This window comes from Nocardiopsis sp. B62, assembly GCF_018070675.1.
Classification (GTDB): Bacteria; Actinomycetota; Actinomycetes; order Streptosporangiales; family Streptosporangiaceae; genus Nocardiopsis; species Nocardiopsis prasina.
Genome location: NZ_JAGPXK010000003.1, coordinates 288,881 through 300,472, shown reverse-complemented (window position 1 = coordinate 300,472; position 11,592 = coordinate 288,881). Strand labels below are relative to the sequence as shown.

The following is an 11,592-nucleotide window of genomic DNA, read 5'->3' as shown; positions in this document are numbered from 1 at the left end:
CTCCGCGCGGATGCTTGTTGACGCAGGCCGACGCCACGCCCGACCCACCTCGACACGGCACGGATCACAGGTTCGGGTCCTGCTACGGCCGAAAGAACGAAAGCGGGTTCCCTCGGGAGCCCGCTTCCGTCTTTCGTGTGGGCGCGACCTCAGTCCCCCGGCTCCGGGCGGAGCCACCACGACCGGACGCTCCAGCCGCCGAGCCCAAGACCGAAGAGGATCAGACCGGCGGTCATGATCCACTCGTTCGACCCCTCCGGCCCGTACACCCGGTTGGCGGAGCCCACGTCCACGGCCGCGGTCTGCCCGCCCACCGGGCAGGTCTCCCGGTTGCCTCCGTAGAGGTAGATGTCGGAGCGGACGGGTTCGCCCGACTCGGGCGCGTAGGTTCCGAAGCAGGTGCAGGACTCGTGGCCCGGATGCTGGACGCAGTCCAGCCTGGTGGCGCTGAAGGTGCCGGGGGCCCCGTCCGCCCGGGCGGCGCGCAGGCTCCGCTCGACGTTGGAGGCCCCCATGTAGACGATCAGGGCGGCGACCAGCAGCAGGACCACGTCGAACGCCGACACCCGGCGCCGCCCCGCGATCACCGGTCCGACCTGGACGGCTCACCGGCACACGCGCACTGCATCGCCTCTCGTTCGACCGCGTTCGGCCGCGCGTGCAGGTACATCGCCACGACCATCGGCACGAACACGATCGTGTTGTAGAACAGGTGCAGCTCCACCCGGGGGATCAGCAGCTGGATGAGGCTGCTGGGAGCGTCGCCGCCGCCGAGGTTGACCCCGTTGGAGGCCTGGACGAGCAGGATCAGGTGCTCGAAGTGGTGCCAGACCTGGATCAGGAGCGAGATCGTCCACCAGGTCCTCGACCTGCCCGTAAATCCGGGCAGCAGGAGCAGGAGCCCGATGAGCATGATCAGCGCGTACCCGTAGTGCATCCACTCGGACGTGACCAGCCAGGGGAAGGGGATGCCGAGGACACCCCGGGCCTCCTCGAGCGGCCAGTCGAACACGTAGATCTGGACGGCCTGGACGATGTGCTCGGCCCAGTGGGCGATGACGATGACCAGGTACAGCTGGAGGCACAGCCGGTGCCGGTCGACGTTCAGCACGTCCATACCCCGGTGGTACCGGTCCGCCAGCCCCGAGCGCCGGGCGGGGGCGGCCGCCTGGGTCACCTCGGGGGACTCGACGGGTTCGGACGTGGGTGCGGACGGTTTGTCGTTCATGTGGACTCCCTGGGGTGGTGGGGCTCCGTCGGCCTCGCGGGCAGGAAGGGGGCGCCGACCAGGACGAGGCCGCGAAGCACACAGGTGATGACCAGTGCGAAGAAGAGACCGAACACGATGTTGAAGCTGACGAGGAGGCCGTACACCATCGCCGTGGTGAACCCGAACACCATCTGGTTGCGCGGCTTGGACGGCGTGGTTCCCGGGTCCGTGATCATGTAGTTCGTGAACAGGATGAAGGCCACCCCGGTCATCGGCATCAGCGCGGCCAGGAGCATGTGGTCGAGGAAGAGCCAGCGCAGCACGGCCTGGAGGGCGAACCCGCCGACCCACGCCAGGATCAGCGGCCACCGTTTGGTGAGGTTGACGTTGAGCATGGTCCCGGCCATGAGGATCCCCAGCGGGAGCAGCCAGTCCACGGTTCCGTAGGTGTTGTTCGTGAAGTGGTACGGCGGTGCGATCCCCACCCACGGGAAGATCACCAGCGTCACCGCGATGCCGAAGTTGGAGGGGTTCAGGAAGTGGCGCCTGCGGCCCGCGACCCGGAGCCGGAACAGGTACTTGCTGCTCACCGCCACGGCCACCGCGAACAGGTACGGCCAGAGCGAGGTGTTCCCCCACAGCAGCATCGCGCAGGCCAGACCGGCGATGTGGGTGGGCAGCAGGTAGTCGACCAACTTGCCGAGACCGCCCGCGTAGCCGGGCTCCCGATCCTCGGCCCGGGCGTCGAGGGTCTCCAGGACCATGTCGAGCGCGTAGCCGAACAGGATCGCCACGATGGGAGTGACGGGGGACTGCTCGAACCCGAGGAAGATGTGCCCGATCACCGTGAACACGGTGATGGAGGTGGCGAACATGCGCAGCGCCTTCAGGCGCCGGTCCACCCCGGGAGGGGCCGCGGTTCGAGGTCCCTCGTCCGCGGGGGTCTGCTGCGAGGTCGCGGCGGGTTCGGCGGCCGCGCCGCCGTCGGATCTGGTCACCGTCATCGGATCTCCGCCGTTCCGTCGTCGTCGAGGAGGACCGTGTGGGTCCCCGGTTCCACCGTCAGCTCGGTGCTGTGCGTGTCGCCGCCGCCGTCCCGCCAGGAGAGGGTGACCGGCAGGTCCCCCGAGGGCGCGGCCAGATGGACGATGGAGTCGGAGACCCCCACGTGCCCGTTGGCGGGGAAGAGCTCCCTGGTCTGCGCGGGGTGGCCGTCCGCGTCCACACGGACCGCGGCTCCCAGCGCCGGGGTGAGGGCGTCGTCGCCGCCCGCGCCCGGACGGACGAGCCGCAGCACCACCCCGGGGGCGGCGTCGGGTGCCTGGTTCAGCAGCAGCCGCGAGTCCTCCCACTGGTTGGCGACCACCACGTCCAGCAGGCCGTCCCCGTTCACGTCACCGAAGGCGAAGGCCCGTGTGACGTCGTACTCGGAGATCCCCACAGCGTCGGCGAGGTCGGCGTAGGTACCGTCGTCGCCGCGGACCCAGAACGGGTTGGTCTCGTGGCCGGAGATGTCGTCTCCCTCGGCGAAGTTGGGCCAGAAGGCGGGGTGCTTGAGCAGCTGGTCGTTGCCCATGGCGATCTCCTGGAGCTCGGGCCAGCGCTTGGTCTCCCCCTTGAGGAAGCCGGTGGCCTGGAAGAGCTCGTCGGTGCCGTTGTTGTTGAAGTCGCCCGCCTTGACGTCCCACGACCAGCCGCTGCGGGCCAGTCCGAGTTGTTCGCTGCTCTCGCTGTAGGGGACGGTGCCGTCGAGGAGTTCGGAGGCGTCACCGTCGGGGACGAACGCGAAGTTGCTCTCGTGCAGCGCGTAGGGGCTGGTGATGTTGCTGACCACGATCATCGGCAGTTCGGCGTCGTCCTCGTAGGTGAAGGCCACGCCCATGCCCTTGAAGGAGCCGTTCCCCATGACCTGTGACTTGGGCGTGGTCATGTCCCGGTCACCCTTGAGCAGTTCCAGCCGCACCTCCCCGGGGGTCGAGTGGTTGACGAGGAGGCTGTCGTTGCCGAAGTCGTTGCCGAGGTAGATGTCGGGGACCCCGGTTCCGGTGAGGTCCTGGAAGCCGATCGCCAGTGTCCAGGCGGTGGTCGCCTTCTCCGGGATGGCCGTGCTCGCGTCGGTCACCGTGGGGGGCGTGTCCGCCTCACCCGTGGGTTCGGTGAGCAGCAGCCGGTTGCGACCACCGTTGGTGGCCAGGCCCATGCTCTGCTGCATCTCCATGCGCGTCTCGTCGTCCGCGTCGGGGTCCAGGACACGCGCGCCGTCGGGGAAGTAGTTGCCGACCAGGATGTCGAGGCTGCCGGAGCCGTCCACGTCCGCGACGTTGAGCGAGGTCGTGTTCCAGACCTGCATCGGCTCGACCAGCTCGTGCGCGGTGAAGTTCTCCGCCGCGGGGACGGCCTCGGGGCCGGCCGTGTTCATGAACAGGACCGGGGATCGGCCCCAGTAGTAGACGATGACGTCGAGGTCGCCGTCCTCGTCCAGGTCCGCGGGGACACAGCCCATGGGGGCCATGGTGTCGTCGTGGGGCAGCCCCTCCGGCAGCAGTTCGACGACCGGGTAGTCGTCCTCACCGCTTCCGGGCGCGTTGCGCAGGGTGACGCTGTCGTCCCGGGGGTCGACCAGGCACACGTCCCCGGACTTGCCCAGGCCGCGAAGGTCCAGCAGGGTGGCGCCCGCGCCCACGGCGGAGATCCACCCCTTGAAGTGTTCGAGGTCGGGTGCCACGTCCCGCTCGAAGCGGGAGTCCGGTGGTTCGGAGTTGAGGGCGAGTGTCTCGAAGGCGAAGGGGGCCGCGCGATCGGACTGGTCGGACTCGCCGAGTGAGGGTCGGATGGTCATGACACCGACCGCACCCATCAGTGCGAGGGCGAGCGCGATCGTCGCCACGCGATACATCAGCCGCATCGGGGCTCCTTGGGAGGAGGGTGGCAGTTCCACCCTGTCGGGTTCTGAACGCTTTTCAGGTTCGCTGAGCCCCGCCCCATACCTCCATATCCATTCTTGCGACTCCCGAGAAAAAACAGAATGACGGAGCAAGCCAGAAGTTGCCGTCGTAACCACAGCAAGCAGAATGTCTATGGAAACGCTTCGCCCTCAATTTATGGAGTACAGCATGACCACCCAGGACAAGATTTCGATTCCAGGCCTCTCCACCGAGGACTCAGCCCAGGTGACAGGCCTTCCCCGACGAATCATCGAAGCATGGGCGGCTCACGACGCGAAAGCGTTCGCCGACGTGTTCACGGATGACGGCACCATGGTTCTGCCCGGCGTGATGTGCGCCGGCAGTGACCAGATTCGCGACTTCATGGGCAATGCCTTCCAGGGCCCGTTCAAGGGCACCCGAGTTACCGGGACTCCCGTATCCGTAAGGGCTTTGGGTTCCGACGCGGCTGTGTTGGTGACTCGTGGCGGGGTCCTTGCCCCCGGAGAGGAGGAGGTTTCGGACGCTCGCGCCGTGCGAGCCTGCTGGGTCGCCGCCCGGACCGAAGGCGGCTGGCGGTTGGCCGCATACCAGAACAGCCCGGCACACCCCTCCTGAGCTGCGGATCCGCCGGCCCGTTCTGTCTCGGAGTGCGGGCCGCGTTCCCTTGCCCAATTACGGCCAGTTTTCCTTCGGGGAACATTTAATCCACCACGATGGAAATTATCATTCTCCTTGACAGAGAACCCCTGTCCGGGCAAAATCGTCGGGATTGAAACTCACCGACCACTGGGAGAACCCATGGGCACAGATGCCCCAGCCACCAGAGCCAGCAGGCGTGAATGGATTGGCCTGGCAGTTCTCGCACTTCCGACCCTCCTGGTCTCGGTGGATATCAGCGTCCTCTTTCTGGCTCTGCCCCACCTGGCCGCTGACCTGGGAGCCTCCAACACCCAGCTTCTGTGGATCACGGACATCTACGCGTTCATGATCGCGGGCTTCCTTGTGGCGATGGGGACCCTCGGGGACAGAATCGGCAGACGGCGCATCCTCGTCATCGGTGGAGCCGTGTTCGGCCTCGCGTCGGTCCTGGCGGCGTACTCGACCACCCCGGAGATGCTCATCGGAGCGCGGGCCCTCCTCGGCGTCGCCGGGGCGACACTGGCCCCCTCCGCTCTGGCTCTGGTCACGACCATGTTCACCGACCCGAAACAGCGCGGTCTGGCGATCGGTGTGTTCATGAGCTGCTTCATGGGCGGTGGGGCGCTGGGTCCCGTCGTCGGAGGGTTCATGCTGGAGTACTTCTGGTGGGGATCGGTGTTCCTCCTGGCCGTACCGATCATGCTCCTGCTGGTGGTGGCCGGCCCGCTGCTGCTCCCCGAGTCCCGCAACCCCGACGCCGGGTCCATCGACCTCCTCAGTGTCGTGATGGCGCTCGGTTCGATCCTGCCCGTCATCTACAGCCTCAAGGAGCTGGCCACGGGGAACACCTCTCCCCTGGTGTTCGCCTCCCTGCTCCTCGGCGCGGTCGTCACCACCCTCTTCATCCGGCGGCAGCGAAAGCTGGAGACCCCCCTGGTGGACCTCACGCTGTTCACCAACACGATCTTCCGTTCCGCCCTTCTCGTCATGCTCCTCGGCTCCATCGTGATGAGCGGAATGATGATGCTCTTCGCCATGTACCTCCAGATGGTCGTTGGCCTGAGCCCGCTCCAGGCTGGCCTGTGGACCGTGATCCCCGCGGTGGCGACGGTCGTGGGCGCCATGCTCGCCCCCGCCGCTGCGCAGAGGGTGAGTCCTGGAATCGTCATCGCCGGTGGGCTCCTGGTCTCGGCGTGCGGCTTCCTCCTGATGACCCAGATCGGTCCTCTGGGAGGCCTCGCCGTGACGCTGGCCGGTATCGCCGTGGGCTCGATCGGTGCCGGAGCGTTCGCCTCCCTGGGGACCGACCTCGCCCTGGGCGCCGCGCCGCCCGACCGGGCCGGCTCGGCCGCGTCCCTGTCCGAGACCGGTGGCGAACTCGGCGTGGCACTGGGCATCGCCACCCTCGGAACCCTGGGGGCGGCCATCTACAGCAGTCAGCTGGTGATCCCCGCGGGGGTGTCGTCGGAGGCGGGTGAGGCATCCCGCGAGAGCATCGCGAACGCCACCGTCGAGGCGGCGGCTCTTCCCGGCCAACTGGCCGTCGATCTCATGGAGAACGCGCGGGAGGCCTTCTCCACGGGCCTGGGTGTGACCGCGGCGACGGCTGTCGTCCTCTACCTGCTGCTCGCGGTGCTCGCCTTCGTCACGTTGAGGCGCACTCCCCCGACCGGTTCGGTGGTCGTCGAGGAGACCCCCGAGGCCGGTTCGACCGAAGACGGCGCCGAGGAGCCGACGCTCTCCGCTGAGCCGGAGCCGGAGCAGAGCAAGGGCTGAATGAGGGCTGGGCCCGGAACACCATGGACCCCGAGCGGCAGAAGTGGCCGCTCGGGGTCCCGCGTTCGCCCCGGCAACCGAGGAGACGCTCGTCGGAGGGCCGCAGCCATAGCGTTGAGCCGCCCTGTCCCGATGGCGCCCCGGAGGCATCCGTGCGAGTCCTTCTCATCACCTGTGCGAGCAAGACGCACCTCTATTCCCTCGTCCCCCTGGCCTGGGCCCTGCGATCCGCCGGCCACGAAGTCCGTGTCGCCACCGGCACCGACCCGAACAGCCTGCTTCCGGAGGACGTCACGGCGACCGGCCTGACATCCGCCACCATGGGGGAGCCGATCAACCTCGGAAGCATCGCCGAATCGGCCGAGGGGGAATCGAGCGGACGCGCGATGGACGCTGATCCGTGGCCGCACAGTCAGGGAAGGTCGTCCCAGGCGGACTACCCCGGCCAGACGCCGGACGAGGAACTCGGCATGTTGGCATGGGTGCTGCGCGGGTTCAGCCCCGAGTCGATGCTGGACGAGCTCGTGGACCACTGCCGTTCCTGGCGACCCGACCTGGTCCTGTGGGACTACATGATGATGTACGCGGGCCCGCTGGCAGCGAGATCCTGTGGCGCGGCGCACGCGAGGGTCCTCTACGGCGTGGACGCCCCCGCCCAACTGGTCAGCGCGTCCGCGTCGCTCCGGGGCGGGGAGGGCCTCGATCCGCTCAGGTCCAGCCTGCGTGAGCACATGGAGGGGCGCGGTCACGCCTATGCCGACGACACGGTCTTCGGTCACTGGTCCGTGAGCACGATGCCGCCCTGGACCTGGCACCCCTCCGACCGGGACTACGTGTCCGTGCGCCCGATCCCCTTCAACGGCCCCTCCACAGTCCCGGACTGGCTGCGAGGCCCGGCCGAGCGACGGCGCGTCTGCCTCACCCTTGGTCTGACGGCACAGGAGGTGCATTCCGGGGGCGCCTCCCTGGCGGAGGTCTTCGACGCCGTCTCCGACATTGACGCGGAGATCGTCGCGACTGTCAGGGAGGACGACCTCGCCCAGGTCGGCAGCGTGCCGGACAACGTCCGCGTCGCGGGTTTCGTGCCGCTGAGTGTTCTCCTTCCCACCTGTTCGGCCATCATCCACCACGGCGGATCCGGCACCGTGAACTCGGCGTTGGAGCATTCTGTACCGCAGTTGTTCGTGCCCAGCAGTTTCGCCAACCAGCGGTGGTGGGCCCCGGTGTCCCACGCGACGGGTTGGACCGAACAGGGTGCGGGCGCATACGTGTCCGACTCACGTCACCTGGACGCGGCCGAGCTGCGCGCGTCCCTGTCGCGTGTCCTGGACGACCCCTCGTACGCCGACAACGCAGAGCGGTTGCGTCGTGAGTCGGCGCGAACGCCTTCCCCCGCGGACGTGGTGCCCACGTTGGAGAAGCTGACCGCCCGCTTCGCGGACGGCCCGGTCGACTTGGAGGTCTGAGGCACACGACGTGCGGGGGCGGGCCCGGGGGGGCCCGCCCCCGCACGTCGTTCCTCACGGCTCGTAGACGGTCAGCAGCCCCCGGCGCACGGCCTCGTCCAGGGTGGGTGCCCGCCGGTCCCTGGCCGACATGAGTCTGGTGTCCCCTCGATCGAGCGGCAGGCCGAGGCGGGGGTCCCGGGCGTCGACGGCCCCTTCCGTCTCCGAGGCGTAGGGAGTGGAGAGAAGGTAGGTCAGCACGGTGTCCGGTTCCAGTGCGACGAAGGCGTGGCCCACTCCCGCCGGAACGTAGACGCTCCGGTTCAGGGACGGGTCAAGGGACACCGTGTCCCAGAGCCCGAACGTGGGCGATCCCGTCCGCAGGTCGACCACGATGTCCAGGGCGGATCCGTGTGCGCAGTGCACGTACTTGGCACCGCCGGACGGCCCCCGTGTGTAGTGGACGCCGCGGACGGTGCCGCGCCTCGAACGACTGTGCACCGTCTGGGCCACGTCCAGTGGGGGCACGCCCAGGGCGGCCAGGTGATCCCGCCGGAACGGCACGGCGACCAGGCCCCGATCGTCGGTGAAGACCGGAGGCCGGATCTCCCACGCCCCGGACACACGCAGCGCACGGACTGACGGCGTGGAGGCGGTGCCCATCGGGGGCTGGCCGCCGTCCACCTTCACCGGCGCACACCCACGAAGAGCCCCGGGGAGTTGGGTCTTCCGTCTGCCAGAGCCAGAGCCGGTTCGAGAACGACGTCGCAGCCTGCCTCATGGAAGGCGTCACGGTACTGCTCCGGTGTGAAGAGTCCAACGGACAGGACTTCGCCGAACTGGTGGAATCCCCTGTCGTCGGCCAGCAGGAAGCGCACTTCGTGACGGGTCCTGTCCCCCTTTCGCACCGCCCTGGTCATACGGCACACCGCACGCCCCGGCTCGAGTTGCAGGTGTCCTCCGACATGCCCGTCGATGAAGTTCCCGGGGAACCACCAGGGCTCCACCACGAGGACACCGCCCGGGTTGAGGTGGGCGGCCATCCTGCTGACGGACTCCGCCATCTCCTCGGGAGAGTCCACGCAGGCCACGGAGTTCCCCAGGCAGGTGATCGCGTCGAAGCGGTCCGGTAGCCGGAGTTCTCGCATGTCACCGAGGTGCAGTTCGGCGTCCGGCAGTCGCTTCCGGGCGACGTCCAGCATGGCGGGCGCCAACTCCACACCCTCGACGCGGTCGAAGAGGTCCCGGAAGGCCTCCAGGTGGGCGCCCGTTCCACAGGCCACGTCAAGCAGGGACGAGGCCCCGGGGTTGCGTTCCCTCACCAGTTCGGCGACACGGGCCGCCTCTCCGGCGAAGTCCTTTCCCCTGCCCCTGAAGATCTCGTCGTAGAGTTCGGCGTGCTCGGAGCTGTACTCGGTCTGTCCACTTCCGTTGTCCACCGTCACCCGTGTTCCTCTCACCCGTCACTCCGTGAATGCTTCGCGACCGAATCGGCCAGGGCCTCCGTGATGTACCGGACCTCACGCTCCGTGATCTCCTGGTGCAGCGGCAGGCAGAGCGTGCTGGCCGCTGCCGAGTCCGTGTCCGGGAGCACCGCGGTCGATCCATAGGCCGCGATCCGGTGCAGCGGGTGGTAGCGCATCGTGGTGTAGACCCCGTGCGCGTAGAGGTCCGCCGCCACCGCGTCCCGGATCTCCGGGGCGGTCTGAATCCAGTACAGATAATGGGAGGACTCGTGTCCCCTCGGGAGGGGAGGCGGCGTGCGCACTCCGGACACTCCTGACAGGGAGAGGTCGTAGACCGACGCCAACTCCCGGCGACGCTCGACGAAACCGTCGAGACGGGTGAGCTGGACGCGTCCTATGGCCGCGGTGAGGTCGTTCATCACCGATCTCCGGGAGAAGGACGACACGTCGAACTCCCACCACCGGTGGCCACCGTTCCGTGCCTGGGAGAAACCACTGGAGCGGTCCATGCCCAGGTACAGGCGCTCGGCGGCGCGTCGCGCTTCGCCCGGTTCCTTGGCATACAGCATGCCCCCGTCCACCGCGACGGCGATCTTGCCGTGGTCGAAGCTCCAGAACCCGAAGTCACCGAACGTCCCGCACGCCTGTCCGTCAACGCGGGAGGCCTGTGCGTTGGCCGCGTCCTCGACGAGCGCGATCCCCCGCCCCTGACACAGGCGCGCGATCTCCGCGATGTGCCCGGGGGCGCCCCCGTAGTGCAGGACGACCACGGCGCGGGTGTTGGCTGTGAGCGCCTTCTCCACGTCCTCGAGACGGGGGTTCAGGCTGTGCGGATCGACATCGCAGAAGACGTTCGTGGCTCCCCGCGCCGCCACCGCGTTCGCGATGCCCACGAAACCGATCGAGGGCATGACGACCTCGTCGCCCGGCCCCAGACCGAGCAGTTCCATGACGGTGAACGCGGCGGTGGTGCAGGTGTCGGCCGAGACCACGTTCGACGTCGACACTCCGAGGTGCCGGGCGAAGGCCTCCTCGAAGTCCTTGACGCGTGGCCCGTGCCCCACCCACCGGCTCTCCAGAACCTCACGGACCGCTGCGAGCTCCTCGTCCCCGAAGGAGGGCTGGAAGACGTTGATCATGGGTCGTTCCTCTGTCCGTCGCCGTGTTTGACCGACTTCCACCAGTCGGGGTGTTGCGTGTACCAGGCCACGGTCCGTTCGAGGCCTTCGAAGAACGGCACCTGGGGGGTGAACCCCAGTTCCGCGCGGATCCTCGTGTCATCGAGCGCGTACCGACGATCGTGGCCCTTGCGGTCAGTCACGTACTGGAGGACCTCCGTGGAAACCCCGTGCAGGGACGCGATGCCCTCCGCCACTTCGAGGTTCGACAGGGAGCTGTCCCCGCGCACGTTGTAGACCCCTCCGGGCTCACCCCTGGTGAGCACCAGGTCCAGAGCCCGGCAGTGATCGTCCACGTGGAGCCACTCGCGGATGTTGGTGCCGTCGCCGTACAGCGGCAGGCCCAGTCCCTCCGAGAGGTTGGTCGTGAACAACGGGATGAGCTTCTCGGGGTGCTGGCGCGGCCCGTAGTTGTTCGAGGGGCGGAGCACCCTGACGTCGAGCCCGTGGGTGCGCCAGTAGGCGCGGGCAAGGTGATCACCTGCGGCCTTCGACGCCGCGTAGGGGGAGTTGGGGAGCAGCGGGGCGTCCTCCGACCACGTGCCGGTCTCCGTGGAGCCGTACACCTCGTCCGTCGACACGTGGACGACACGCTCGATCCCGGCGCGCAGGCACTCACTCAGCAGTGTCTCGGTGCCGAGGGCGTTCGTGCGTACGAACGCCTCCGACGCCTCGATGGAGCGGTCCACGTGCGACTCGGCGGCGAGGTGGACCACCGCCTCGTGGCCGGGAAGCAGGTGTCGCAGGCGGGCGCGGTCCGTGATGTCGGCGTGGACGAAGGTCAGGCGCTGACTGACGGGGAGGTTCGCGCGACGCCCAGCGTAGGTGAGGGAGTCCAGGACGGTCACGTCCACTGACCGGTGGCCCGGGACCCCATACTTCAGGAGTCCCCTCACATAGTGGGATCCGATGAAGCCGGCTCCACCGGTGACCATGATTCTCATACGGCAC

General features: G+C 68.2%; 11 protein-coding genes. 3 read left to right on the top strand and 8 right to left on the bottom strand.

Annotated features, from left to right (window positions below; genetic code table 11):
* Nucleotides 1-149: 149 nt before the first annotated feature.
* The 4 genes from KBX21_RS05365 to KBX21_RS05350 are packed head-to-tail and all read right to left on the bottom strand — an operon-like array spanning nucleotide 150 to nucleotide 4,115.
* Complete coding sequence (locus tag KBX21_RS05365; protein WP_210841168.1) at nucleotides 150-587, bottom strand: hypothetical protein; 438 nt, start codon at nucleotides 585-587, stop codon at nucleotides 150-152.
* On the bottom strand, nucleotides 584-1,228 hold the full coding sequence (locus KBX21_RS05360) for a hypothetical protein (RefSeq protein ID WP_247665243.1): 645 nt from the start codon (nucleotides 1,226-1,228) through the stop codon (nucleotides 584-586). The genes KBX21_RS05365 and KBX21_RS05360 overlap by 4 nt, the downstream gene beginning before the upstream one ends.
* A complete protein-coding gene (locus tag KBX21_RS05355; RefSeq protein WP_210841167.1) occupies nucleotides 1,225-2,214 on the bottom strand; it encodes an enediyne biosynthesis protein UnbU in 990 nt (329 codons plus the stop codon). The genes KBX21_RS05360 and KBX21_RS05355 overlap by 4 nt, the downstream gene beginning before the upstream one ends.
* Nucleotides 2,211-4,115: a VCBS repeat-containing protein gene (locus tag KBX21_RS05350; RefSeq protein ID WP_210841166.1), complete on the bottom strand. Its 1,905-nt coding sequence runs from the start codon at nucleotides 4,113-4,115 to the stop codon at nucleotides 2,211-2,213. Before KBX21_RS05350 ends, KBX21_RS05355 begins: the two co-directional genes overlap by 4 nt.
* Nucleotides 4,116-4,323: 208 nt before the next feature.
* Here KBX21_RS05350 and KBX21_RS05345 point away from each other — a divergent pair, with 208 nt between their 5' ends.
* The 3 genes from KBX21_RS05345 (at nucleotide 4,324) to KBX21_RS27070 (ending at nucleotide 8,018) form a co-directional block, all read left to right on the top strand.
* Nucleotides 4,324-4,752 carry an SgcJ/EcaC family oxidoreductase gene (locus tag KBX21_RS05345; protein ID WP_210841165.1) on the top strand — a complete coding sequence of 143 codons (429 nt, stop codon included), beginning with the start codon at nucleotides 4,324-4,326 and terminating at the stop codon, nucleotides 4,750-4,752.
* 183 nt (nucleotides 4,753-4,935) lie between these two features.
* A complete protein-coding gene (locus tag KBX21_RS05340) occupies nucleotides 4,936-6,552 on the top strand; it encodes an MFS transporter (protein WP_210841164.1) in 1,617 nt (538 codons plus the stop codon).
* A gap of 152 nt (nucleotides 6,553-6,704) precedes the next feature.
* Nucleotides 6,705-8,018 (top strand): nucleotide disphospho-sugar-binding domain-containing protein, encoded by a 1,314-nt coding sequence (locus tag KBX21_RS27070; RefSeq protein ID WP_210841163.1) that lies wholly within the window; start codon nucleotides 6,705-6,707, stop codon nucleotides 8,016-8,018.
* 54 nt (nucleotides 8,019-8,072) lie between these two features.
* On the opposite strand, the gene KBX21_RS05330 is transcribed toward KBX21_RS27070, so the two are convergent.
* Genes KBX21_RS05330 through rfbB form a run of 4 tightly spaced genes read right to left on the bottom strand, consistent with a single transcriptional unit; the run spans nucleotide 8,073 to nucleotide 11,576 of the window.
* Nucleotides 8,073-8,687 carry a dTDP-4-dehydrorhamnose 3,5-epimerase gene (locus tag KBX21_RS05330; RefSeq protein WP_307869159.1) on the bottom strand — a complete coding sequence of 205 codons (615 nt, stop codon included), beginning with the start codon at nucleotides 8,685-8,687 and terminating at the stop codon, nucleotides 8,073-8,075.
* Nucleotides 8,684-9,442, bottom strand: coding sequence for a class I SAM-dependent methyltransferase (locus KBX21_RS05325; RefSeq protein WP_210841162.1), 759 nt, complete (start codon nucleotides 9,440-9,442; stop codon nucleotides 8,684-8,686). Before KBX21_RS05325 ends, KBX21_RS05330 begins: the two co-directional genes overlap by 4 nt.
* 11 nt (nucleotides 9,443-9,453) lie before the next feature.
* Nucleotides 9,454-10,602, bottom strand: coding sequence for a DegT/DnrJ/EryC1/StrS aminotransferase family protein (locus KBX21_RS05320; protein WP_210841161.1), 1,149 nt, complete (start codon nucleotides 10,600-10,602; stop codon nucleotides 9,454-9,456).
* Nucleotides 10,599-11,576: a dTDP-glucose 4,6-dehydratase gene (rfbB, locus tag KBX21_RS05315; protein ID WP_307869161.1), complete on the bottom strand. Its 978-nt coding sequence runs from the start codon at nucleotides 11,574-11,576 to the stop codon at nucleotides 10,599-10,601. Before rfbB ends, KBX21_RS05320 begins: the two co-directional genes overlap by 4 nt.
* Nucleotides 11,577-11,592 lie beyond the last annotated feature (16 nt).